The organism is Stenotrophomonas rhizophila, from assembly GCF_000661955.1.
GTDB lineage: Bacteria > Pseudomonadota > Gammaproteobacteria > Xanthomonadales > Xanthomonadaceae > Stenotrophomonas > Stenotrophomonas rhizophila.
Genome location: NZ_CP007597.1, coordinates 808855 through 832627 on the forward strand (window position 1 = coordinate 808855; position 23773 = coordinate 832627).

16 protein-coding genes are annotated in these 23773 nt (G+C 68.8%); 9 read left to right on the forward strand and 7 right to left on the reverse strand.

Annotated features, from left to right (window positions below; genetic code table 11):
- Positions 1-234 precede the first annotated feature (234 nt).
- Genes phbB through DX03_RS03435 form a run of 3 tightly spaced genes read right to left on the reverse strand, consistent with a single transcriptional unit; the run spans position 235 to position 3554 of the window.
- A complete protein-coding gene (phbB, locus tag DX03_RS03425; RefSeq protein ID WP_038686347.1) occupies positions 235-975 on the reverse strand; it encodes an acetoacetyl-CoA reductase in 741 nt (246 codons plus the stop codon).
- Between the two features lie 25 nt (positions 976-1000).
- Positions 1001-2329 (reverse strand): CitMHS family transporter, encoded by a 1329-nt coding sequence (locus tag DX03_RS03430; protein ID WP_038691835.1) that lies wholly within the window; start codon positions 2327-2329, stop codon positions 1001-1003.
- A gap of 40 nt (positions 2330-2369) precedes the next feature.
- Positions 2370-3554 carry an OprO/OprP family phosphate-selective porin gene (locus DX03_RS03435; protein ID WP_081797136.1) on the reverse strand — a complete coding sequence of 395 codons (1185 nt, stop codon included), beginning with the start codon at positions 3552-3554 and terminating at the stop codon, positions 2370-2372.
- 182 nt (positions 3555-3736) lie between these two features.
- On the opposite strand from DX03_RS03435, the gene DX03_RS03440 reads away from it, so the two are divergent.
- The 4 genes from DX03_RS03440 to DX03_RS03455 all read left to right on the forward strand — a co-directional run bounded on the left by DX03_RS03440 (position 3737) and on the right by DX03_RS03455 (position 7778).
- Entirely contained in the window at positions 3737-4438 is a 702-nt protein-coding gene (locus DX03_RS03440) for a response regulator transcription factor (RefSeq protein WP_038686349.1), read from the forward strand.
- Positions 4428-5810 carry a sensor histidine kinase N-terminal domain-containing protein gene (locus DX03_RS03445; RefSeq protein WP_425598292.1) on the forward strand — a complete coding sequence of 461 codons (1383 nt, stop codon included), beginning with the start codon at positions 4428-4430 and terminating at the stop codon, positions 5808-5810. Before DX03_RS03440 ends, DX03_RS03445 begins: the two co-directional genes overlap by 11 nt.
- Entirely contained in the window at positions 5807-6868 is a 1062-nt protein-coding gene (locus DX03_RS03450; RefSeq protein ID WP_038686353.1) for an ABC transporter substrate-binding protein, read from the forward strand. Before DX03_RS03445 ends, DX03_RS03450 begins: the two co-directional genes overlap by 4 nt.
- A 253-nt stretch (positions 6869-7121) precedes the next feature.
- Positions 7122-7778, forward strand: a complete 657-nt coding sequence (locus tag DX03_RS03455) for a LuxR C-terminal-related transcriptional regulator (RefSeq protein WP_038691839.1) — start codon at positions 7122-7124, stop codon at positions 7776-7778.
- Positions 7779-8016: 238 nt separating this feature from the next.
- Here DX03_RS03455 and DX03_RS03460 read toward each other — a convergent pair whose 3' ends face one another.
- Positions 8017-10662, reverse strand: coding sequence for a hybrid sensor histidine kinase/response regulator (locus tag DX03_RS03460; protein WP_038686355.1), 2646 nt, complete (start codon positions 10660-10662; stop codon positions 8017-8019).
- Positions 10663-10718: 56 nt separating this feature from the next.
- A complete protein-coding gene (locus DX03_RS03465) occupies positions 10719-11885 on the reverse strand; it encodes an OprO/OprP family phosphate-selective porin (protein WP_038686357.1) in 1167 nt (388 codons plus the stop codon).
- Between the two features lie 314 nt (positions 11886-12199).
- Here DX03_RS03465 and DX03_RS03470 point away from each other — a divergent pair, with 314 nt between their 5' ends.
- On the forward strand, positions 12200-13549 hold the full coding sequence (locus tag DX03_RS03470) for a dicarboxylate/amino acid:cation symporter (RefSeq protein ID WP_038686359.1): 1350 nt from the start codon (positions 12200-12202) through the stop codon (positions 13547-13549).
- Between the two features lie 247 nt (positions 13550-13796).
- Entirely contained in the window at positions 13797-16088 is a 2292-nt protein-coding gene (locus tag DX03_RS03475) for an NADP-dependent malic enzyme (protein ID WP_038686361.1), read from the forward strand.
- A 384-nt stretch (positions 16089-16472) separates the two neighbouring features.
- On the opposite strand, the gene DX03_RS03480 is transcribed toward DX03_RS03475, so the two are convergent.
- Both DX03_RS03480 and DX03_RS03485 read right to left on the reverse strand, forming a co-directional pair.
- Positions 16473-17132 (reverse strand): basic secretory protein-like protein, encoded by a 660-nt coding sequence (locus tag DX03_RS03480; RefSeq protein ID WP_051598962.1) that lies wholly within the window; start codon positions 17130-17132, stop codon positions 16473-16475.
- A 176-nt stretch (positions 17133-17308) separates the two neighbouring features.
- The gene (locus DX03_RS03485) at positions 17309-20659 is read right to left on the reverse strand and encodes a GH92 family glycosyl hydrolase (protein ID WP_038686362.1); all 3351 of its coding nucleotides are present in this window, start codon (positions 20657-20659) and stop codon (positions 17309-17311) included.
- Positions 20660-21046: 387 nt separating this feature from the next.
- Here DX03_RS03485 and DX03_RS03490 point away from each other — a divergent pair, with 387 nt between their 5' ends.
- From DX03_RS03490 to DX03_RS03500, 3 genes are read left to right on the forward strand one after another with little or no spacing between them, the layout of a single operon-like run.
- Entirely contained in the window at positions 21047-21244 is a 198-nt protein-coding gene (locus DX03_RS03490) for a zinc-finger domain-containing protein (RefSeq protein ID WP_038686364.1), read from the forward strand.
- A 15-nt stretch (positions 21245-21259) separates the two neighbouring features.
- On the forward strand, positions 21260-22372 hold the full coding sequence (locus DX03_RS03495) for a glycosyltransferase (protein WP_038686366.1): 1113 nt from the start codon (positions 21260-21262) through the stop codon (positions 22370-22372).
- 10 nt (positions 22373-22382) lie between these two features.
- Entirely contained in the window at positions 22383-23681 is a 1299-nt protein-coding gene (locus tag DX03_RS03500; protein WP_038691843.1) for an O-antigen ligase family protein, read from the forward strand.
- Positions 23682-23773: the final 92 nt, after the last annotated feature.

A 23773-nucleotide genomic window follows, 5' to 3' on the forward strand; every position in this document is an offset into this window, starting at 1 on the left:
GACCCCGCGGTAGCCACCGACCGTTGGTCGGTGGTGCCGGTAGTGCCGGCCGCTGGCCGGCAACCCCATGAGCCCGTCATCGCGAGTCGCCGGCCAGGCGAGTCGCCGGCCAGCGGCCGGCACTACCAAGACGACGTCCACCCAACGCAAACCAGGCAAAAAAAAGCCGCAACGCCTCTCAGCGTCGCGGCCACCTCGTGGGGGAGGTCACGCGTCAACTCGACGCGTCAAACATCAGAACATGTGCAGCCCACCGTTCACCGCGTAATCCGCGCCGGTCACATACGCCGCATCATCCGACGCCAGCCACGCGCACAGGCTGGCCACTTCTTCCGGCTTGCCCAGGCGGCGGATCGGTACCGAGCCGGCCAACCGGTCCAGCACGTCCGGCGGGAAACTGCTGATCGACTGGCTGGCGATGTAGCCCGGCGAAATCGTATTGACCGTCACCCCGCGCGTGGCTACTTCATTGGCCAGCGCCCGGCTGAACCCATGCATGGCCGCCTTCGCGGTGGCGAAATTGACCTGGCCGATCTGGCCCTTGTGCGCGCTCACCGAGCCGATGTTCACGATGCGGCCCCAGCCCCGCGCGGCCATGCCGTCGATGACCTGCTTGGTGATGTTGAACAGCGCGTGCAGGTTCGAGCCCATCACCGCGTTCCAGTCGTCCGGGCTCATCTGCCGGAACAACACGTCGCGACTGCCGCCGGCGTTGTTGACCAGCACGTCGATCTCGCCGACCTCGGCCTTGACCTTGGCGAAGGCGGCCACGGTCGAGGACCAGTCCGCGGCGTTGCCCTCGGAGGCGATGAAATCGAAGCCCAGCTCGCGCTGTTCGCGCAGCCAGCCGGCCTGGCGCGGCGAGTTCGGTGCGCAACCGGCCACCACGGTGTGGCCGTTGCGGGCCAGCTTCTGGCAGATGGCAGTGCCGACACTGCCCATACCGCTGGTGACGTAGGCGATGCGAAGGGTCATGGCAGAACGCTCCTTGGTAGGCGGATCAGGACGCAAGCGGGTACAGGCCGAACAGCAGGCCGCCGAGCATCAGCAGCATCGAGATGGCGATGGCCCACTTCAGGGTGAACTTCTGGTGGTCGGCGAACTCCACCTTGGCCAGGCCCACCAGCAGGTAGGTCGAGGGCACCAGCGGGCTGAGCAGGTGCACCGGCTGCCCGGCCAGCGAGGCGCGGGCCATTTCCACCGGGGTGATGCCGTAGTTGCCGGCGGCCTCGGACAGGATCGGCAGCACGCCGAAGTAGAAGGCGTCGTTGGACATGAAGAAGGTGAACGGCATCGAGGCGATCGCGGTGATCACCGCCAGGTACGGGCCCCAGCTGTCCGGGATGATCGCCAGGAAGCTGTGCGACATCGCCTCCACCATGCCGGTGTTGTTGAGGATGCCGGTGAAGATGCCCGCGGCGAAGATCAGCGCCACCACCGACAGCACATTGCCGGCATGGTTGACCACGCGGCGGCGCTGCTCGGCCAGGTTGGGGTAGTTGATCACCAGCGCGATCGCAAAGCCGACCATGAACAAGACCGGCATCGGCAGCACGCCCATGATCAGCGCGGTCATCAGCGCCAGGGTGAGCGCCAGGTTCACCCACAGCAGCTTCGGCCGCTTGGTGTCTTCGGCGTCTTCCACCGTGGGCAGCGCGTTGCCGTCATCGGACACGCTGTTGTCCATCCAGCTGCCACCCTGCGGCAGGCTCACCACGCCGAGCCGGCGGCGCTCCTTCAGGCCCAGGTACCAGGCCAGCAGCAGCACGCCCGCGCAGGCGATCACCATCGAAGGAATCAGCGGCACGAACACGTCGGCCGGGTCCACGTGCAACGCAGTGGCTGCGCGTGCGGTGGGCCCGCCCCACGGGGTGAGGTTCATCACGCCACCGGCGAGGATGGTCACGCAGGTCATGTTCAGCGCGTTCATGCCCAGCCGCTGGTACAGCGGCAGCATCGCCGACACGGTGATCATGTAGGTGGTCGAGCCATCGCCGTCGAGCGAGATCAGCATCGCCAGGATCGCGGTGCCGAGCACGATCTTCATCGGGTCGCCCTTGACGAAGCGCAGGATGATCCGCACCAGCGGGTCGAACAGGCCCGCATCGATCATCACCCCGAAGTACAGGATGGCGAACATCAGCATCACGCCGGTGGGCGCGATCTTCTTGATGCCCTCCAGCATCATCTCGTCGATGTCGGCACCGAAGCCGCCCAGCAGCGCGAAGATGATCGGAATGGTGATGAGGGCAACCAGCGGCGACAGCCGCTTGCTCATGATCAAATACATGAATGTAATGACCATGCCAAAGCCGAGGATGCTCAGCATCATCTGCAGACTCCTGGAAGGGAAAGACGGAAGGGAAGGCTCAGAAATCGAACTGCAGGCGGCCGGTCACCGCGCGGGTGCGGTCCACCGTGGTTGCGGTCAGGCGGTCGCGGTTGCGGCTTTCGATCAGGTTGAGCATGAAGCGCAGGTTCGGGCGCATGTACCAGTTGCCGCCCAGCGTCCATGCCTCGGTCTGTGCATCGCGCAGGTCCGGCTGGCCGATCAGGTGCTGGTCGCCGCGCATCTGGTCGTAGCGCAGTGCCAGCTCGAAGGCGCCTGCCTTGTGCTGGAAATCCTTGACCCGACCGAAGCGGCCGGTCTTGCGGTCGTACACGCGCGACTCGCCGGTGACGAACCAGCTGACCAGGCCGTAGCCGGCCAGTACCTTGCCGCGCTGGCTGCCGTCGTCGAAGGTGGCGCCGCTGAACTCGCCCTGCCAGGACAGCGGGCCGCGCACCTGCGCGTACTCCAGCGACCACTTGTTGACGTCGGTGTCGCGGCCGGCCGAGAAGTCGACCAGGGTCAGGCGGCTGTTGTCGGACAGGTGGCCGGCCGGGCGCGGGCGGATCTTCAGCCCGGGCACGCCGTTGGCGCCGGGATTGTCGTAGCGCTCGTGGGCCAGCGACAGGCCCAGATGCAGCACTTCGCCAGCGGTGGCGCCCGGTGCCCAGGTGGCACGGCCACCGGCGGCGCGGCCCTTGACCTGCCAGGCGTCGATGCTCTCCAGGCTGTAGGCGCTGGCCGCCCAGGTCATGTCGCCGCGCGCGGCCTGCCACGAGGCGCCCAGCCGGTACAGCGGGGCCAGCGTGGTGCCGGCGTTGCCGCGTTCCAGGAAGGTGCCGTAGTTGGAGCTGGTGCGGTCGTCCAGCGAGAAGAACTGCTTGAACTGGCCCACGGTGAGCTTGCCGGCGTCACCGAAGCTGCGGCTGACGAAGACGTCCTTGGCCTCCACCCGGTCGCCGGAGACGTCCGCTTCCAGCTTGTAGTCGACCACGAAGAACTTGCCGGACACATCCAGCCAGGCGCGGCGGATCTCGGTGTCGTCCTTGTTCGGGGTGCCCCGGCCATCGTTGCTGAAATCGGCGAAATCCAGGTGCAGGCGGCCGCCGACGGTGGCGGTGACCGGGCGGTCGTCGTCGTTGTCCTCGGCGGCCCAGACCGGCGCGGTCAGCAACAGCAGGGTGCAGGCAGCCGGCGTGCGCCAGCGCAGTGAGTTCAGTTCCACGGACCCTCCCAGGTACGTCAGTGCGGTGATGTCGCCAATGGCGTAGCAGGGGACTGCGACGCGATGGCGCAGCCTAGTGCCGGGAAGCTGTCATCCACCTGTCAGGGGTTTGTGCAGTGCAGCGAAGCCCACGGCAGCGGCCGCTCGCGCTAGCATTCATGCACCTTCGACGAATTGACCCGATGCGCCTGCTGCTGGTGGAAGACAACCCGGACCTGGCCGATGCCATCGTTCGCCGCATGCGCCGCAGTGGCCACGCGGTGGACTGGCAGAGCGACGGGCTGGCGGCGGCCAGCGTGCTGCGCTACCAGAGCTTCGACCTGGTGGTGCTGGACATCGGCCTGCCCAAGCTGGACGGCCTGCGCGTGCTGGCCGGCATGCGCGAGCGCGGCGACAGCACCCCGGTGCTGATGCTGACCGCGCGCGACGGCATCGAAGACCGCGTGCAGGCACTGGACGTGGGCGCGGACGATTACCTGGGCAAACCGTTCGATTTCCGCGAGTTCGAGGCGCGCTGCCGGGTGCTGCTGCGGCGTACCCGTGGCCAGGCCAGCGAAGTGGTGCAGATCGGCGCGTTCCAGTTCGACAACGCCTCGCACCGGGTCAGCCTGGACGGCCAGCCGATCGAACTGCCCAACCGCGAGTACCGCCTGCTGGAAATCCTGATGGGGCGGCTGGGCCAGGTGGTGGGCAAGGACGAGATCGGCAACGGCCTGTTCGGCTTCGACGACGAGGCCGGCCCCAATGCGATCGAACTTTACGTGGGCCGCCTGCGCCGCAAGTTGGCCGACGCGCCGCTGCGGATCGTGACCGTGCGTGGCAGCGGCTACCTGCTCGAAGCGCTGGGCGACGATGCCGGCAGTGCGGGCGGCGATGACGACTGACCCGCGCACCTCCGGATCGATCCGGCACACGCTGTGGCTGTACCTGGGCGCGTTCCTGGCGCTGTTCGCGGTGGCGTTGCTGTTCGGCGCGCGCGCCTACGGACAACGTGCCGCCAACCGCTCCTACGACCACCTGCTGGTGTCCTCGGCGCTGTCGATCATCGATTCGGTGGCGCTGGTGGAGGCGCAGTGGCAGGTCGATCTGCCGTATGCCGCGCTGGACCTGCTGGCCATGGCGCCGGAAGACCGCGTGTTCTACCGCGTGTCCGACGCGCGCGACCAGACGGTGACCGGGTATGCGGACCTGCCGCTGCCGCCGCACGCGCCCAGTGACCGCCCGCAGTTGTTCGATGCTCTCTACAGCGGCGAGCAGGTGCGCTTCGTGGTGGTGTCGCGGCGGGTGTCCTCGCCGTCGGCGCAGGGCGAAGTGCGGGTGCAGGTGGGCCAGACCCGGCGCGCGCGCGAAGCGCTGGCGCAGGACATGGTGACCCGTGCGTTGCTGGCCATCGCCGTGTTGTCGCTGCTGTCGCTGGCCCTGGTGGGCCTGGGCGTGCACCGCGCGCTGCGCCCGCTGGTGCGGATGGAGCGCGAACTGGCGCGGCGTGAACCGTCCGACCTGAAGCCGCTCGATGCCAGCGTGCCGCGCGAGATGGACAAGATGGTGGGCGCGCTGAACCACTTCATGGGCCGCCTGCAGGGCAGCAATGAAACCCTGCGCGCGTTCATGGCCGAGGCGGCGCACCAGATGCGCACGCCACTGGCCGCACTGCGCGCGCAGGCGCAGCTGGCACTGGACGAGGAAGACCCCGAGGACATGCGGCGCAGCCTGCACGCCATCGAACGCAACGCCACCCACATGAGCCGCCTGCTCAACCAGCTGCTCAGCGACGCCAGCGTGATCCACCGGGCCAACCTGCAGCGTTTCGCCCCGGTGGACCTGGCCGAAACCGTGCACCAGGCGCTGCATGAAGCGCTGCCGCAGGCACTGCCGGCCCCGCGCGTGCAGCTGGCGGTGAGCGCACAGGCGGCCTGGATACATGGCGACGCGCTGCTGCTGCGCGAGGCCATCAAGAATCTCATCGACAACGCCATTAAATACGGCGGCGACGGTGCGCTGCAGGTGGCGCTTACCGAAGAGGCGCAGCACTGGGTGCTGACCATCGCCGACCACGGTCCGGGCATTGCCGCGGCCGATGCCGAGCGCGTGTTCGAGCGTTTCGCGCGCGGCGAAGGGGCCGCAGCGGGCGGCGCCGGGCTGGGCCTGGCGATCGTCAAGCGCGTGGTGGACAGCCATGGCGGCCAGATCGACCTGAGCAACCGCGTGGGAGGGGGCCTGGTGGCCACCATCCGCCTGCCGAGGATGCATGCATGAAGTACGTGTGGCTGGTGCTGTTGCAGTTGTTGGTGGCAGGCCCGGCGCTGGCCGCACCGGGCGATGTGCAGCGCTTCCCGGCCAAGGGGCCGGCAGTGGCGCAGCTGCGCATCCATGGCTCGACCGACATCGAAGTGTTCGCCACGGTGATCGCCGACTACCAGCGCCTGCACCCGGGCACCGAGATCCTCTACGAGGATGTCATCACCCAGGACATCTACGCGCGCTACCTGCGCGATCGCGGCGGTCCACAGGCGCCGGACATGCTGATCAGCAGCGGCATGGACCTGCAGACCAAGCTGGTCAACGACGGCCATGCGCTGCCGCACCGCTCGGTGCAGACCGACGCCTTGCCGGCGTGGGCGCAATGGCGGCACGAAGCGTTCGGGATCAGCTACGAGCCGGTGGCCATCGTCTACAACACCCGCACCCTGCCAGCGGCGCGGGTACCGCACACGCGCCGGCAACTGCTGGAACTGCTGCGCGCGCCGGACGCACCGCTGCAGGGCAGGGTGGGCACCTACGACGTGGAGCGCAGCAGCGTGGGCTACCTGCTGGCCACCCAGGACGGCCAGCGCGGCAGCATTGCCGGCGCGCTGCTGGGCGCGCTGGGCGACAACGGCGTGCACCTGGAAGAACGCACCGGCGTGCTGCTCGACCAGGTCAGCAGCGGCAAGCTGTCGCTGGTCTACAACGTGCTGGGCTCCTACGCGCAGGCGCGGATCGAGGCCGGTGCACCGCTGGGCATCGTGGAACCGGAGGACTACACGCTGGTGGTGCTGCGCACGGCGGTGATTCCTCGCAGCAGCCCGCATCCGGACGAGGCGCGGCGTTTCCTCGACTACCTGCTGTCACCCCGCGGCCAGCAGGTGCTCTCGCGCGAAGCCCGCCTGATGCCGATCCTGCCCGCACAGGGCCAGCAACGTGGCCGCTCGCCCGCGCGCAGCTACTGCCCCATCCAGCTGGGCCCGGGCCTGCTCGTGTACCTGGACGGCCTCAAGCGCCGCCAGTTCCTCGAAGCCTGGCGCGGCAGCATGCGGCAGCGCGACGACCGGTAACGACGGCCACCGGCCTCCACCCGGTAGCGACGGCCACTGGCCGTCAACCTCGTTGCAACGAACCACCCCGGTAGTGACGGCCGCTGGCCGTCAACCTCATTGCAACGATCCATCCGGTAGTGACGGCCGCTGGCCGTCAGCCTCATTGCAACGATCCATCCGGTAGTGACGGCCGCTGGCCGTCAACCTCATCACAACGAACCACCACGCGTAGCGCCGGGCTCTGCCCGGCAACCGCATTACAATGGACCGCATGAGCGAACTCACCGTCCTGATCGCCGACGACCACCCTCTGCTGCGCGCGGCCGTCGTCCATTCCCTGCGCCAGTCACTGCCGCAGGCGCAGGTGATCGAAGTGGCCAGTGCCGCCACGCTGGAAACCGCGCTGGACCAGCACCCGGAAATCGAACTGGTGCTGCTGGACCTGACCATGCCCGGCGCCCGCGGGTTCTCCTCGCTGCTGCACGTACGCGGCGCGCACCCCGACATCCCGGTGGTCATCGTCTCCTCCAACGACCACCCCCGCGTGATCCGCCGCGCGCAGCAGTTCGGCGCAGCCGGCTTCATCCCCAAATCCGCCCCCGCCGAAACCATCGGCCAGGCGGTGGCGGCGGTGCTCGATGGCGGGGTCTGGTTCCCGGCCATGGCACCGGAGCGCTCCGAGTCCGACGCGCTGCTCGCCGCACGCCTGGCCCAGCTCACCCCGCAGCAGTTCCGCGTGCTGCTGTGCCTGGCCGACGGCCTGCTCAACAAACAGATCGCCTACGAACTGGGCCTGGCCGAGAACACGGTGAAGGTGCACGTCACCGCGATCCTGAAAAAGCTCGAATGCCACAGCCGCACGCAGGCCGCGGTACTGGTGAAGGCGCTGGAGCCGGAAGGCGATGCCGGCGCGGGCTTGGACGGCTGACGCGCGCAGGCGAACATCCGCCCATCCCTCACGAGTGGCAAAGGTGCGATGCGTAGACCGAGGTAGGGTCGCATCCCAATCGACCGCCGATGACCCTCGCAGCGTTCGGTGATGGCATGACCTGTGTCGAAGGCGGCTTCGTCGCAGGTCATGCGTTCGCCGTGCGGATCGGCAGGGCCGGCGGTCGTTTGGGAACCGACCCTACCGGCATTTCGGGTCGGAGATAGGTGTAGCCGCTTTATGCCCTGTGTCTTACCAACAACTGTGTCATCAACGCCCGCAGTGCCGGCGGCCGTACCGGCTTGGACAGGAACCCCCACCCGTTCTCTGCTGCCTGCGCCTTCAACGCGTCGTCGCGTTCGGCGGTGACCAGGATCACCGGCGGGCGCGCCTGCCACAGGTCGCACAGGTGGTCGTACAGGTCCGGGCCGTGCCACTGGCCCATGCGCACGTCCAGCAGCAGCAACTGCGGCACGTTGAGTGCCGAGGCGATCTCCAGCGCGGCCTGCGGGCCGTCGGCCAGCTCCACCGCGCAGCCCCAGCGCTCCAGCAGCGCGCGGGTGGCGGCGCACACGCGCGGGTCGTCATCGATGCTCCACACCCGGCAATGCCGCAGCGGGCTGTCATCGCCGGCGTCAGCCGCCACGGCCGGCACCGGCGTCGGTGCCGGAATGGCCGCCGCATCGCCCAGCGGCACGCTCACCGCGAACACACTGCCGCGGCCCAGCGTGGAGTGCAGGTGGATGCCATGACCCAGCAGGCGGCCGATGCGTTCGACGATGGCCAGGCCCAGCCCGGCACCGCGCTCCTGTTCGACACCGTCGTCCAGGCGGCGGAACTCTTCGAAGATCTCGCCCTGCAGGCTCTCCGGAATGCCCGGGCCCTGGTCGTGCACTTCGATGCGCAGCTGGTCGCCCACGCGCCGACAGCCCAGCAGCACGCGCCCGCGCGGGGTGTAACGCAGCGCGTTGGAGAGGAAGTTCTGCAGGATGCGACGCAACAGCGCCTCGTCGCTGACCACCACCGCGCGGGTGTCCACCCAGCGCAGCTGCAGGCCACGGCTGTCGGCGGCAATGCCGAATTCGCGCGCCAGCGTTTCCAGCAGCGGCGACAGTGCGAAGGCCTGCACCTGGGTCTGCAAGGCGCCCGATTCCAGCCGTGAAATATCCAGCAGGCTGGTCAGAATCGCATCCTGCGCGGCCAGCGCCGCATCCACGTGCTCGCTCAACTCACGTGCATCACCGGCCAGCTTGCCGCGCAGCACCGACACGAACATGCGCGCGGCGTTCAGCGGCTGCAGCAGGTCGTGCACCGCCGAGGCCACGAAGCGGCTCTTGTAGCGGTTGGCCCGCTCGGCCTCGCGGCGCGCCTCGTCCAGGTCGCGGGTGCGCTCGGCCACGCGGTGTTCCAGCGCATCGGCCAGCGAGCGCAGTTCGCGCGCGGTATTCTTGTAGGCGGTGATATCGGCGTAGCTGGTGACAAAGCCGCCATCGGGCAGCGGATTGCCGCGAATCTCCAGCACGGTGCCGTCGTCTTTCTCGCTCTCGCGCATGTGCGGGCGGCCGCTGCGCAGGTGGTTCAAGCGGCGCTCGATGGCCTCGTCGATCGGCCCTGGCCCCAGCAACCCGCGGCGCGCGTTGTAGCGGAAGATCTCCTCGATGGGGCGACCTTCGCGGATCAAGCCGGCCGGGAACTTGAACAGTTCCAGGTAGCGCGCATTCCACGCCACCAGCTTCTGCGTGTTGTCGATCACCACGACGCCCTGCGGCAGGTGCGCCAGACTGCGGCTGAGCCCGCTGTCGGCCTGCTGGGCGGCCTGCAGCACGCCATCCTGCGCGGTGCGCAGCTCCTCGGCATGTTGGGCCAGCACGCTTTCCAGCTCGCGTCGGCTGCGCTGCCGATGCGCATCCAGGCGCCTCCGCTGCTGCACGAACAGCACCAGGAAGCCCAGCGCCAGCCACGCCGCGCCGCCGCCGATGGCCGCACTGCGCCCGGCGCTGGTGGCCGCGCCGGCATCGTGCAGCAGGTGCAGGTTCCAGTGTTCCTCGGGCAGCGCCAGGCTCTGCCACAGCATCGGCCCGGCCAGCAGGGGGTCGAGCAGGCGCACCATGCGCCCGCCGTTCTCAAGCACATCCTCGGTGCGGACCCGCAGCGGTTGCAGCGAGCGGTCGGCGTACTGCCGCGCCTCCAGCATCTCGCGGCGCTCGCCCGGCCCCAGCGGGCGCAGCAGGCGGTAACGCCAGGCATCGCGGTTGGCCAGGAACACCACGTCGTGCTCGTCGCTGGCCAGCACCACGTCCGGGCTGGACAGCCATTCCTGTTCCAGCGCCGACAACTCGATCTTGATCACCACCACGCCCATGCGGCGACCGTCTTCCTCGATGGCCTGGGACAGGAAGTAGCCGGGCACGCCGGTGGTCATGCCGATGCCGTAGAAGCGGCCCCGGCCGGTGGCCAGCGCCTGGCGGTAATAGGGGCGGTAGCTGTAGTCCTCGCCCACGTTGCTGCTGGGCTGGTCCCAGTTGCTGGCGGCCACGGCCACGCCGTCGTGGCCGACCAAGGTCAGGGTGGAGGCGCGGGTGACCTGGTTGGCGCGCTGCAGTTTCAGGTTGAGGCGCTGCCGGGCGGCGGCATCGGGCACCTGCAGCAGCGCGCGGCGCAGGTCCGGGTCCAGTGCCAGCACCTGCGGCAAGGTGCCGAAGCGGTCGATGCGTTGTTGCAGGCCCTGGCCGTACAGTTCCAGCTGGCGCTGCACCTGCGCGCTTTCGGTGGCCAGTGCACGTCGCCACGCATAGTGCCCGGCGGCGGCCGCGCACAGCACGGTACCGCCGATCATCAGCAGCAGGGTCAACAACAGGGTGCGGTGGCGGCCGAGCCAGTACATGGCGGCAGTCTACGGGTGTGCGGCGGGCGCGGTGTACACGCCCGCCGCGATGCCGATCAGAAGTGCATCTGGGCGCGCAGCTCGAAGATTTCCGGCGTGGTATGCACGCCACGACGGCTCGCATCCGCCTTCACGTAGTTGGCCTGGAACTTGAAGTGGCTGGTGAGGTACCAGTTGGCGCCCAGGGTCCAATCGTGCTGGCGGCCACCGAAGACATCGGCGTCGTCCAGGTCCAGGCGGCTGTAACGGGCCACCAGTTCCACCGCGCCGTAGTCATGGGCCGGCTTGATGTTGGCTACCGCGCCGGCGTTGTACGGACGCGATTCCCCGGTGAGCACCCAGCTGGCCATGGCGTACTGGCCGTTGCCGGTGTAGTCCGGCTTGCCTTCACGGGTGACGGTGGTCTGCAGCGCTTCGGCCTGCACCGAGAACGGGCCGCGGATCCAGATGCCTTCCAGGCCGGTACGGCGGATCTGGTCGGCAGTGGCCAGCGCGCCCGAATCCACCAGGCGGATGTCGGTCAGGCCGGCTTCCGGGCGGGCGCGCAGGCGGGCGCTGGCGTCGTGGTGCACATCGCGGCCATCGCGGTAGCCGCGCGGGTTTTCCTGCGAGTAGGCCAGGCCCAGGTGCAGCACGTCGCCGGCGGCCTTGACCGGGGTCCACACCGCACGCACGGCCTGGGTGGTGCCGGGGTTGTCGCCCTGCAGATCCTTGCCGCCGTAGGCGCCCGCCTGCAGGAGGTACTGCGGGCGCTCCAGCACCCATTCGGCACCGGTGCGGCGGCCTTCGTAGAACGCCTGCACGGGCAGGGCGGTTTCCAGGAAGCTGCCGGCGCGCGAGGAAGTGCCCGCATCCAGGCCCACCGGGGTCTTCATGTAGCCGAAGCGGAAGCGGCCGATGTCGCTGCCGAAGAAGGCCTTGCTCTCAAAACGCACGAACACGTCCAGCCAGGTGTCGGCCTGGAAGTCGTAGTACACCATCGCGTCGTACACGCCCTTCTTCTTCAGGGTGGCGCCGAATTCCTTGCGGCGCACCGCGTCATCGTCTTCGATGCCGCTGTTGCCGGAAAAATCGTTGAGGTCGTAAGCGATGTTGGCGGTGGCGGCCAGTTCGGTGCCATCGCTGAAGGCGACCTTGGTCGGCCAGTTGTCGAAATCGGCGGCCGAAGCCAGGGCGGGGGTAGCAGCCAGGCACAGGGCCAGCAGGGTCGGGGTCGGGCGCATGGACGTGCAGCTCTCTCTTTGAGACGGGACAGGACAACAACGGCCGCTGCGCCGGAAACTGTTGCCCAGCCGGCCGCGCGCGCGTCACTTGCCGCCGTGGGGGAGGGCGGTGTGGGGCGCAGTGTAGGCACCCAACGCCACCTGAACCGGGGGGCTAGTACCAATAGGTTATCTGCGTGGCGGTGACTCGCGCGTACAAATGCGTCCATCCGCCGCAACCCCCGACACACGATCCGGGCTGCGGTGTTGCCCACGGAACCGGCCCGCACCCCCTGCAGGCCGGACGCGCCGATACCGTCCCTCCGGAGTCCGCCATGCACATTCCCACCGCCGCCCCCGTCGCGGCCAAGCCGCTGCCGTTCTACCGCCAACTGTATTTCCAGGTGGTGGTGGCGATCGTCCTTGGCGCCATCCTGGGCCACTTCGAGCCGGCCTTTGCCGAATCGCTGAAGCCGCTGGGCGATGCCTTCATCAAGCTGGTGAAGATGATCATCGCCCCGGTCATCTTCCTGACCATCGTCACCGGCATCGCCGGCATGACCCACCTGCGCACGGTCGGCCGGGTGTTCGCCAAGTCGATGGCCTACTTCCTGTTCTTCTCCACCCTGGCCCTGATCGTGGGCATGGTGGTGGCGCACGTGGTCCAGCCCGGCGCCGGCATGAACATCAACCCGGCCGACCTGGACCAGACCGCGGTCCACAGCTACGTGGAAAAGTCCCATGAGCTGACCCTGACCGGCTTTGCGATGGACATCATCCCGGCCACCCTGGTCAGCGCCTTCGTCGATGGCAACATCCTGCAGGTGCTGTTCGTGGCGGTCCTGTTCGGCGTGGCCCTGGCCCTGACCGGTGCCAAGGGCCGCCCGGTGCTGACCTTCCTGGAGGCGCTGACCGCCCCGGTGTTCCGCCTGGTCCACATCCTGATGAAGGCCGCCCCGATCGGCGCCTTCGGTGCCATCGCCTTCACCATCGGCAAGTACGGGGTGGGCTCGCTGGTCAACCTGGCCTGGCTGGTGGGCTCGTTCTACCTCACCGCCTTCCTGTTCGTGGCGGTCATCCTGGGCGTGGTCTGCCGCCTGTGCGGGTTCTCGGTGTTCAAGCTGGCCCGCTACCTGAAGGCTGAATTGCTGCTGGTGCTGGGCACCTCCTCGTCGGAGTCGGCGCTGCCGTCGCTGATGGAGAAGATGGAGCGCGCCGGCTGCGCCAAGTCGGTGGTGGGCCTGGTGGTGCCCACGGGTTACTCGTTCAACCTGGACGGCACCAACATCTACATGACCCTGGCCGCACTGTTCATCGCCCAGGCCACCAACACCGAACTGACCCTGGGCCACCAGATCGCGCTGCTGCTGGTGGCGATGCTGAGCTCCAAGGGCGCCGCCGGCGTCACCGGTGCCGGCTTCATCACGCTGGCCGCCACCCTGGCCGTGGTGCCGGAAGTGCCGGTGGCCGGCATGGCGCTGATCCTGGGCGTGGATCGCTTCATGAGCGAATGCCGCTCGCTGACCAACTTCATCGGCAATGCCGTGGCCACCGTGGTGGTGTCGCGCTGGGAAGGCGCGCTGGACCGCGACCGCCTGGCGCTGGCGCTGGACGGCCGCGAGGCCGAACTGCCGGCGCTGACCACCGACGACCTGCCGTCGCCGCTGACCGCCCCGGCCCGCTGATACCCGTTTGATGCGTGCGTGTGTTGCAGGGCCTGCACCGTCCCCCCGGATGGCAGGCCCTGATTTTTTCATTGACGTACCGCCGCTGATGCGGGTTGTCATCGCACTGCGCCACGCTGCGCATACGCTGCCGAACGGCGCCGATATGTGCGGTTGCAGCATGATCGCGACAGCGTAGCGACAGGTCCATCCACGCCAACGGGGGTATGATCCCCTGTTCCTCTCGCCCATTCATCTGCAGAAAGCGATGTCCAACGAAGATTTCAAACAGGCTGCCCTCGATTACCACCGCATGTCGCCGCCGGGCAAGATCCGCGTCGCAGCGACCAAGCCGATGCTGACCCAGCGTGATCTGTCGTTGGCGTACTCGCCGGGCGTGGCACACGCCTGCGAGGCGATCATGGCCGACCCGCAGCAGGCCAGCGAACTGACCGCCCGCGGCAACCTCGTCGCCGTCATTTCCAACGGCACCGCCGTGCTGGGCTTGGGCAACATCGGCCCGCTGGCCGGCAAGCCGGTGATGGAAGGCAAGGGCGTGCTGTTCCAGAAGTTCGCCGGCATCGATGTGTTCGACATCGAGATCGACGAGAACGACCCGGACAAGCTGGTCGACATCATCGCCTCGCTGGAGCCGACCTTCGGCGGCATCAACCTGGAAGACATCAAGGCCCCGGAGTGCTTCATCGTCGAGCGCAAGCTGCGCGAGCGCATGAACATCCCGGTGTTCCATGACGACCAGCACGGCACGGCGATCATCGTCGGTGCCGCGGTGCTCAACGCCATGGTCGTGACCGGCAAGCGGATCGAAGACGTCAAGCTGGCCACCACCGGCATGGGCGCGGCGGGTATCTCCTGCGTCAACATGCTGGTGTCGCTCGGCCTGAAGAAGGAAAACATCCTGGCCTTCGACCGCGACGGCGTGATCCACACCGGCCGCACCGACCTGGACCCGGAAAAGGCGCGTTACGCACGCGACACCGACAAGCGCACGCTGGCCGAGATCGTCGACGGCGCGGACATCTTCCTGGGCCTGTCGGCCCCGGGCATCCTCACCGCGGACATGGTCAAGACCATGGCCAAGGACCCGGTGATCTTCGCGCTGGCCAACCCGACCCCGGAAATCATGCCGGAAGTGGCCCGTTCGGTGCGTCCGGACGCGCTGATCGGCACCGGCCGTTCGGACTACCCGAACCAGATCAACAACGTGCTGTGCTTCCCGTACCTGTTCCGCGGTGCGCTGGACGTGGGCGCCACGGCGATCAACGAAGAAATGAAGATCGCCTGCGTGCACGCGATCGCCGCGATGGCGCGCCGCGAGGCCAGCGACCTGGGCTCGGCCTATGGCGATGAGACCCCGAGCTTCGGCCGCGATTACCTGATTCCGCGTCCGTTCGACCGCCGCCTGCTGGTGGAGCTGTCGGCCGCCGTGGCGCAGGCTGCGATGGATTCGGGCGTGGCGACCCGCCCGGTGGCCGACATGGGTGCCTACCGCGAGAAGCTGGCCCAGTTCGTCTACCGCACCAGCCTGATGATGAAGCCGGTGTACGACCGTGCGCGCGCCGACAAGCAGCGCGTGGTGTACGCCGAAGGCGAAGAGGAAGTGGTGCTGCGCGCGGTGCAGAACGTGGTGGATGAAGGGCTGGCCCGTCCGATCCTGATCGGCCGCCCGGACGTCATCGAATCGCGCGTGGAGCGCCTGGGCCTGCGCATGAAGGCCGGTGATGATTTCGACATCACCAACATCAACGACGATCCGCGCTTCAACGAGTACTGGCAGTACTACCACAACCTCACCGGGCGTCGCGGCGTGACCGTGGCGGCGGCCAAGAACCTGATGCGTTCGCGGCCGACGTTGATTGCCGCGGTGATGGTGGCGCGCGGCGAAGCCGATGCCATGCTCACCGGCGTGGTGGGCCGCTTCCACAAGAAGCTGGGCTACGTGCGCAGCGTGCTGCCGCTGGAATCGAAGGTGACCTCGACCTCGGCGATGACCGGCGTGATCAACCAGCAGGGCGTGTTCTTCTTCGTGGACACCCACGTGCAGGAAGACCCGACCGCCGAGCAGATCTGCGAAGCGACCCTGCAGGCGGCCTACCGCATGAAGCTGTTCGGCATTGAACCGAAGGTGGCGCTGCTGTCGCACTCCAACTTCGGCAGCCACGATTCCCGCGACGCGCTGAAGATGCGCACCGTGCGTTCGCTGCTGCTCAAGCGCAACCCGCGTTTGAACGTGGACGGTGAAATGCAGGGCGACACCGCCTGGGACGAGGCACTGCGCCAGAAGCTGCTGCCCGACAGCACGCTGAAGGGCCGCGCCAACCTGTTCGTGCTGCCCAACCTGGAAGCGGCCAACATCGCCTACAACCTGGTGCGCGTGTTCACCGACGGCGTGGCGATCGGCCCGATCCTGATGGGCGTGGCCAAGCCGGTGCACATCCTGACCACCAGCGCGACCTCGCGCCGCGTGCTCAACATGACCGCCATCGCGGCCGTGGATGCGCAGATCCGCAAGCAGTTGGAGGCGGAGAAGAACGCCTAAGGTGTTCTTCCCCCTGCAGTTGCCAAAACGCGCCCTTCGGGGCGCGTTTTGGTTTCGCGCCGCGAAACCGGTAGCTACCGACCGTTGGTGGGCAGGCGTTCTGCTCTGCCACACGCACGCCGCACCCCGGTCACCCGCCTGCAACCTGCCGAGGGCCCAATACCCCCACGCGGCCCGGCCGCGGCGGCGGGCTACCGGCTCCCGCCGCCCTGGGCCCGACCAGATCCCCTTGAGAGTCCGGAGCCGTGCCATGCGCCATCGAATGACCCGACGCTATTTCCAGCAGTTGTTCGCGTTGTATGCCGGCTTGGTGGGCGCGCGCTGACCCACGAAAGCGTACCGACCCACGGTCGGTACCCGCCGCCCCCTCGCCCAGCGGTCGTCTCAACGCGCCTGCACGTACGCCGCCCACAGCGCCGGCAACGCCAGCCCCGTGCGCGCCTGCCACAACGCGGGCGTGTAACGCCCGTCGCGCAATGCGCCGTCCAGTGCCTTGACCAGCCCCGGATGCTGCGCCTCGCTCCACGCCAGGAACGCACCCGTCACCCGGTAGCCGGTGTCGAAGTTCTGCCCGTCCTTCACCGTCATCGGCAGTGCCCAGTCCGCGGCCGCATTTTCCCGGCCGTAACGATCACGCGCGTAGTCGGCAATGCCTTCCACCAGCCAGCCCGGCACGCGCTCATTGGCGTATTCGGGATAGCCCTGGACGATGTGCATCGCCTCGTGGGTGACCAGGTCGACGTCGTCGGGGTGCTTGGCCAGCCAGGCCGGATTGATCGTGATGGTGGCCGCGCCCTTGCCTTCGCCGACGAAGGCGATGCCGTCGTAGCCCGGGTCGATCACGATGCGCACCTGCGACGGCGCACCGGGATGGAAGTCGGCGCGCTCGCGCACATACGCAGCAAAGAACGTGTCGATGATGCGCGTGCGCATCGGGGCGGCCAGCGCATCGGCCGGATCGCTGTAGGCCAGCGTCACCCCCTCACGCTGCTGGCTGGCCTCGAACGCGGCAGCATCGAACACCACCAACGCCCCCAGCAACACGGTAGTGCCGGCCGCTGGCCGGCTCCACGCCACGATCGGCACACGCACCCGGGTGGTTCCTGCCGCTGGCAGGCTCCACGCCACGATCGGCACACGCGCCCGGGTAGTGCCGGCCGCTGGCCGGCTCCCCACAATCCAGGCCGCAGCCCGCTTCAAAAAACCGGTCCTGCCCATTCTCACTGCTCCCCCATCGGTGCCAGCAGCTCCACCTCGGCCAACTGCATCCGCCCCGGCCCGGCAATGCGCAGCCGGTATTCGGCATAGCGACCGGGTTTGCCGATGGCGAACGGCCGGGTCTGCAACGCCCAGGCGAAGTCCTCGCCGCGGCGCTCGTCCAGCGTGACCCAGCGGCCGCCAGCGCGGCGGGCTTCCAGCGTCCACGCACCGCCGCGTATCGCGCCGTTGCCACTGGTCAGCGTGTACATCGACGGCGTGCCATCGCTCACCCCGGTGAACACCACCGTGCCCGCGCCCACCGGCACCGTCGTGCCGGCATCGTCGTCCAGCAGCGCCGGCACCGCGCGGCCGTCGGCGAGCTGCGCGCGTGCGCCGCTGCCCAGCAGGTCATGCAGCAGGGCAGGGCGCTGGCCGCGTGCGGTGAGCGAGCGCGGGGCATCGTCCGGGCCGCTGCCCCAGGTCGAGGGCTGCGGCCCCATCACGAAGTCCAGCGTGGCACCCTTGGCGATCACCTCGTGCGGCACCCAGGTCTTCGACCACGGCTTGCCGTTGATCTTCAGCGACTGCACGTACACGTTCTCACGCGAGTTGTTGGCAGCATTCACCGTCAGCACCGCGCCGCCCTGCAGTGCCACCTTTGCGTGGCGGAACGCCGGCGAGCCGATCGCATATTCGGGCGCACCCATGCGCAGCGGGTACAGGCCCAGCGAGGCCAGCACGTACCACGCCGAGGTCTCGCCGTTGTCCTCATCGCCCGGGTAGCCCTGGCCGATCTCGCTGCCCACGTACAGCCGCGCCAGGATCTCGCGCACGTGCTGCTGGGTCTTCCACGGCTGGCCGGCGTACAGGTACATCCACGGGATGTGGTGCGCCGGCTGGTTGCTGTGCGCGTACATGCCCATGCGCACGTCGCGCGCTTCGGTCATCTCGTGGATGGTGCCGCCGTAGGAGCCGGCGAAGGCGGGATCGGCGGTTTCCGGGGTGGCGAAGAACGTGTCGAGCTTGGCGGCCAGCTGGGCGCGGCCGCCATACAGCCCGGCCAGGCCCTCGCCGTCGTGCGCGGCGGTGAAGGCGAAGGTCCAGCCGTTGCTCTCGGTGTAGTCGTGGCCCCACACGCGCGGGTCGTAGTCCTTGTCGGTCAGGCGCCAGTTGCCGTCGTCAGTGCGGCCCTGGAAGAACCCGGCGGCCGGGTCGAACAACGTGGCGTAGGTGCCGGCGCGATGGCCGAAGTAGTCGGCCTCGGTGGCATAGCGTTCGCGTGCGGCGGCGCTGGTGGCGCGCTTGGCCAGGGCCTGGGCCATGTTGGCGATGCCGAAGTCGTTGAGTGCCCCTTCCATCGTCCACGACATGCCCTCGTGCACGTCGTCACTGGCGTAGCCCCGGAAGGTGGACCGGTCCATGCCCTTGCGCCCGACATGGCGGTCCGGCGGCACCACGGTGGCGTTCTTCAGTGCGGCCGTGTACGCCTCTTCCGGATCGAAGCCGCCGATGCCCTTCAGCCAGGCATCGGCGAAGGCCACGTCCGAACTGGTGCCCACCATCAGGTCGGCATAGCCCGGCGAGGACCAGCGCGCCACCCAGCCGCCGGCGCGGTACTGCTCCAGGAAGCCCTGCACCAGCGCACCGGCGTCGTCCTTGGTGAACAACGCATAGGCCGGCCAAGTGGTGCGGAAGGTGTCCCAGAAACCGTTATTGACGTACACCTTGCCGTCGCGCACCGGGGCGAAGCTGCGCGTGGCGCTGCCGTCGGTGTTGTCCTCGGCGGCGCTGGCCTGGCTGGCGTAGCGCCATTCGGGCGCGGCGGCGCTGCCCACGTTTTCGTGGCCGGAATTGGGGTACAGGTACAGGCGATAGAGGCTGGAATACAGCGTGGTTTTCTGGTCGTCGCTGGCATCGCCGATGTCGAACGGAGCCAGCCGTGCATCCCACGCGTCCTGCGCGCGCCCAGCCACGCGGTCGAGCGTGTCATCGGCGGCCAGTTCCAGGGCCAGGTTGTGGCGGGCCTGCTCCACGGAGATCAACGAGGTGGCGATGCGCATGGTGACCGTGCGCGTGCTGCCGGCATCGAACTTGATGTAGCCGGTGGGGCGGCCGGTCTTGATCTGACCGCTGCTGCGCCAGGGCGCGTCGAAGCTGGCCACCACGTACATGCGGGTGGCGCCGTTGGACAGGCCGCTGCGGGTGTCGGTGTAGCCGGACAGCGTCTGCGTGGCCGCATCCAGGGTCAGCCCACCGCGGGCGTCGACGTTGTCGAACAGCAGGTTGGCGTCCCCCTTCTCAGGGAAGGTGAACTGGAACAACGCGGCATGGTCGGTGGGCGCGATCGACGCGGCGATGCCGTTGTCGAAACGCACGTCGTAACGGTAGGGGCGCGCACGTTCGTTGTCGCGCGAGAACGACAGCGCGCGTTTGCTGCGGTCGGCCTCGGGCACGCCGCGGCCGCTGGACGGCATCACCTGGAAGGTCTGGCGGTCGCCCATCCACGGGCTGGGCTGGTGGCTCAGGGCCAGCGCCTGCAGCTGCGGCCGGTTGCGCGCGTCGTTCTGTTCGTTCCAGCGGTACAGCCAGTTCAACGCGCCGGCATCGGTCACCGGGGTCCAGAAGTTGAAGCCGTGCGGCACCGCCGTGGCGGGGAAGTTATTGCCGCGCGAGAAGGTGCCGTTGGCCTGCGTGCCGCGCGTGGTCAGCACCCAGTCCGACGCGCGCTGCGGGGCAGTGCGGGGTTGCGCGGCCAGCTGCACGTCGTCGATCCAGCCCGACACCGGCGCCCCGGTCGCACTGGCCACCTGCAGTTCCACCGCCACCACGCGGCGACCGCGCAGCGCCGGCACCTCGCCCAGGCGCACGGCCTTGCGTGCCCACTGCTGCGGGTACAGCGTCTTCGAGTCGCCCTGCGCGGCGGCGCCAAGCGCACTGCCGTGCTGGTCGCGCGCGTCGCTGGCCGAGACCCGGCTGCCGTCGTCCAGCAGCAGGTCCAGCGACACGTAGGTGGAGGCCACGGTGTCCGTGCCGACGATCTCCGGCAGCACCAGCCAGCTCAGCGTGGTGTCGGCCTCGATGGCCACGTCGGTGTTGAACAGGCGGCGCTGCTGGGTGCCGCCGCTGCCGGTGTAATGCAGAGCACGCAGGCCGCTGTAGCCGACCCCTGGCTTGGCCGCATACGGCGCGCGCGGACCGCCGCCCACTTCCACCTGCAGGGCCTGCTTGCCGGCAAGTGGGGCCGGTTCGCCGCGCTCGAAGGAGGTCTGCAGGCCCTGGCCGAGGGCCGGCAGGGCGAGCGAGGCGCACGCCACGGCAAGGGCGAGGGGCAGCAGGGCGTGGCGGGCAGGGCGCGGGGCAGGCAGGGTCATGCAGGGAACTCCCGGGAAGGGCAGGCGGCAGGCAGAGCCCGCATCGGCGACCTCGGCAGACAGGCACCACCCCGGCCGCCGGGGGCGGACACAAGGGCGATGCAGGTCCGGCGGGGGACGGGCCATGCGATCGGGGCAGGAATCGAACCGGACCGATGCTGCAACAGCCGGGGGATGCTGGCAAGTGCCATTTAGTTCGATCCAAACCCGGAAAATCAGCCTGTTGCGGGCGCGGTTGACAGTTTCTTTGGATCGATTTAAAAAGAACGGTGCTGTGCGCCGAAGGTGGGTCCTTGCCGCGTGGGTCGGCCTGCGCGAGGACGGCGATGCAACAGCCCCGGGTGCTAGAATCACCCCCTTCGCAATTCCTTTGTGTGTGTCCACGCCATGAGCCATACCGCCACTGCGCCCGCCAACGCCGAGAAGCGCTACACCGTGCATCGCACCGACCTGCCGCTGAGCTGCCCGACCCCGGAAATGGCGCTGTGGAATTCGCACCCGCGCGTGTACCTGCCGATCGAAGACGAGCCCAACTGCGAGGCCAAGTGCCCGTACTGCGGCGCCGTGTTCGTGCTGGCCGACTAAGTCAGCGCTGCTCCCGTGCGCCGACTGACCGTGGTGCAGCTGCTGCCGGCGCTGCACTCCGGCGGGGTCGAACGCTCCACCCTTGAAATCGCCTCTGCCCTGGTTGCCGCCGGCCACCGGGCCATCGTCGTGTCTGCGGGTGGACGACTGGTCGAGCCGCTGCTGGCCAGCGGTGCCGAACACCTCACCCTGGACATCGGCCGCAAGTCGCTGCTGACCCTGCGCCACGTGCGCAGCCTGCGCGCGTTGTTTGCCGAAGTGGGCGCCGACATCGTGCATGCGCGCTCACGCCTGCCGGCCTGGCTCGGCCTGTACGCCCTGCGCAGCCTTCCCGAGGCCCAGCGCCCGCGTTGGGTCACCACCGTGCACGGGCTGAACTCGCCGGGCCGCTACAGCGCGGTGATGACCAGTGGCGAGCGGGTGATCTGCGTGTCCAACACGGTGCGCAGCTTCGTACAGACGCACTACCCCAGCGTGCCTGCCGACCGTCTGCAGGTGATTCCGCGCGGCGTGGACGTGGCCCAGTTCCCGCGCGTGGCGCGCACCGATCGCCGCGCCCGTCTGGCGGTGGCCGCCCAGCACCCGACGCTGGCCGGCGATGCGCCGCTGTTGTTGCTGCCTGGCCGTGGCACCCGGTTGAAGGGCCACCGGCATGCGCTGCAGCTGCTGGCCGGCCTGCATGCGTCCGGTGTGCCCGCCACGTTGTGGATGCCGGGCACCCGCGAGCCGGGCCGCGAGGCCTATGTAGCCGAACTGGAGGCACAGGCACGCACCCTGGGCGTCGCCGATGCGGTGCTGATGACCGCGCCCACCACGCGCATCGCCCAGGCCTACGCGGCCAGCGACCTGGTGCTGCAGGTGTCGGACAAGCCCGAAGCGTTCGGCCGCACCGTGGTCGAGGCGCTGTCGGTGGGGCGCCCGGTGCTGGGCTGGAACCACGGTGGCGTGGGTGAACTGCTGACGCAGCTGCAACCCTCTGGTGCGGTAGCCTTGCACGACGGTGCGGCGCTGCTGTCGCGTGCGCTGCAGCTGCTGCAGCAACCGCCCAGCCTGCCTGCCCGCATTCCTTTCACCTTGCAGGCGATGCAGCGTGACACCCTCAAGCTCTACACCTCCCTTGCCGGCTGAGCCGGTGCTTGTGCCCGGCTCCCCGGCGTCCCGCGCCGGTCGCTGGGCGCCGTGGTGGGTGCTGGCGTTCGTGGCACTGTGGCCGTTGCCCGGCATCGCCGAAAGCGTGCTGGTGCTGGGCGCGCTGTATGCCGCCGTGCGCATGGTGCAGCTGCGCATGCAGGGCAAACAGCACCTGCTGAGCAGCCCGGCATGGGCGCTGACCAGCATCCTGTTCCTGGGCTACTGGCTGCCGCAGGCGTTTTCCGCGTTCGATGCGATCGACCCGGCGACGGCCTGGCGCAAGACCGCGGCCGGCCTTCGCTATCTGCCCTTCATGTGGCTGGTGGCGATTGCCGTGGCCACCCCGCAGCGGCGGCGTCTGACGCTGGGCGGCATCGCGCTGATCACTGCGGTGTGGACCGCCGATGCGCTGGCCCAGGCCGCCTTCGGCAGCAGTGCGTTGTTCTGGTCGCTGGACCAGCTCAAGCAGCTGGTGAGCGGGCACGGCCTGTGCAACGCCGCTGAAGTGGCTGCCGTGGACAGGCTCAGCGGCGTGCTGGGGCCGTGCAACCTGAAATTTGGCCAGGTCCTGGCCAGCCTCTCCCCGTTCCTGCTGTTTGCCGCCGCGCGACGCGGCGGACTGTGGGGCTGGGGCGTGGCCGCTGCCGCAGTGGGCGTGGTGCTGGTGCTGGCGGGCTCGCGTGCTGCGTGGCTCACCTATGCGCTGGTCGTGGCGTACTCCGGCTGGCGCCTGCTCGGCGCGCGCGCGTTGATCGGCTGCCTGGCCATCGGGCTGGTGGCCGCGGTGGCGATCGGATTCGGTTCCAGCCAGGTGCGTGAGCGCGTGGCGCGCACCGCGATGGCGTGGGAGGGCGACGGCGACGGCGACGGCGTCAACCAGGCGTTGTCCGGGCGCGCGCAGATCTGGGCTGCGGCCGGCTGCATGATTGCCGACCATCCGGTTAACGGCGTGGGCGCGCGCGGCTTCCGCGATGCGTACCCGGGCTGCAACCCCGCACCGCAGGCGCAGGAAGTGTGGGGCGAAGGCCCGGCGCTGCACGCGCACCAGATCGTGCTGGAAATCCTCGCTGAAACCGGCGTACTGGGCCTGCTGCTGTGGCTGGCTGCCGCCGCCCAGGCCTGGCGCGCGTGGCGCTTCGCGCCTCTACCGGCCCGCGAACGCGCCCGGCCGGCCATGCTGGCGCTGGCGGTCACCGTGTTCCCGCTCAACACCCACCTGGCGTTCTATTCCACCTTCTGGGGCGGGCTCACCCTGCTGCTGGCCGCGCTGTATGCCGGCAGCCTGTTGGCGCGGGACGACGGGTAGAGCCACCCCAAGGGTGGCTGATTGGGAATCTGGCGTTCCGCGCAGCCACCCATGGGGTGGCTCTACCCGTAGATGGCGGCATACCGACCCAC

Bases quoted from the DNA above. Each gene is read 5' to 3' on its own strand.
- phbB (WP_038686347.1), bottom strand. From the start codon at position 975: ATGACCCTTCGCATCGCCTACGTCACCAGCGGTATGGGCAGTGTCGGC.
- DX03_RS03430 (WP_038691835.1), bottom strand. From the start codon at position 2,329: ATGCTGAGCATCCTCGGCTTTGGCATGGTCATTACATTCATGTATTTG.
- DX03_RS03440 (WP_038686349.1), top strand. From the start codon at position 3,737: ATGCGCCTGCTGCTGGTGGAAGACAACCCGGACCTGGCCGATGCCATC.
- DX03_RS03445 (WP_425598292.1), top strand. From the start codon at position 4,428: ATGACGACTGACCCGCGCACCTCCGGATCGATCCGGCACACGCTGTGG.
- DX03_RS03450 (WP_038686353.1), top strand. From the start codon at position 5,807: ATGAAGTACGTGTGGCTGGTGCTGTTGCAGTTGTTGGTGGCAGGCCCG.
- DX03_RS03455 (WP_038691839.1), top strand. From the start codon at position 7,122: ATGAGCGAACTCACCGTCCTGATCGCCGACGACCACCCTCTGCTGCGC.
- DX03_RS03460 (WP_038686355.1), bottom strand. From the start codon at position 10,662: ATGTACTGGCTCGGCCGCCACCGCACCCTGTTGTTGACCCTGCTGCTG.
- DX03_RS03465 (WP_038686357.1), bottom strand. From the start codon at position 11,885: ATGCGCCCGACCCCGACCCTGCTGGCCCTGTGCCTGGCTGCTACCCCC.
- DX03_RS03470 (WP_038686359.1), top strand. From the start codon at position 12,200: ATGCACATTCCCACCGCCGCCCCCGTCGCGGCCAAGCCGCTGCCGTTC.
- DX03_RS03475 (WP_038686361.1), top strand. From the start codon at position 13,797: ATGTCCAACGAAGATTTCAAACAGGCTGCCCTCGATTACCACCGCATG.
- DX03_RS03485 (WP_038686362.1), bottom strand. From the start codon at position 20,659: ATGACCCTGCCTGCCCCGCGCCCTGCCCGCCACGCCCTGCTGCCCCTC.
- DX03_RS03490 (WP_038686364.1), top strand. From the start codon at position 21,047: ATGAGCCATACCGCCACTGCGCCCGCCAACGCCGAGAAGCGCTACACC.